The sequence below is a fragment of the Pseudomonas sp. HY13-MNA-CIBAN-0226 genome, assembly GCF_040310305.1.
GTDB classification, from domain to species: Bacteria; Pseudomonadota; Gammaproteobacteria; order Pseudomonadales; family Pseudomonadaceae; genus Aquipseudomonas; species Aquipseudomonas gregormendelii.
The window spans coordinates 1-392 of record NZ_JBEOPS010000088.1; the positions used below are offsets into that span (position 1 = coordinate 1).

The following is a 392-nucleotide window of genomic DNA, read 5'->3' on the forward strand; positions in this document are numbered from 1 at the left end:
CTAGCAGAGCTCAAACGTGAAAACGCATATCTACGAGCGGAGAATGCCTATCTAAAAAAGCTCGATGCCTTGCTTCGGGAAAGGGAACAAGCCGCGACAAAGCAAGGCTCATCGAAGGATTGAGACTAAAGCACACGTTATCTGACTTACTCAGCATAGCAAAGCTTGCGCGGAGTAGTTTCTACTACCATAGGGCGAGTCTTAGTAGTCAAGATAAATACGCCGAACTCAAACAGCGCATCCGTGGTATCTATCATCAGCATAAAGGTCGATATGGCTACCGTCGAATCACCCAAACCCTTAAGAATGAGGGTCTCATTCATAACCACAAACTGATTGCACGGCTGATGGGACAGCTTAAGCTGACAGCGAGAATCAGACGACAAAGGTAC

1 protein-coding gene is annotated in these 392 nt (G+C 46.9%); it reads left to right on the forward strand.

From position 1 onward, the window contains the following. Nucleotides 1–119: 119 nt before the first annotated feature. On the forward strand, nt 120–392 hold a 273-nt coding region (locus tag AAEZ05_RS27880), incomplete at its 3' end, for an IS3 family transposase (protein ID WP_350649779.1).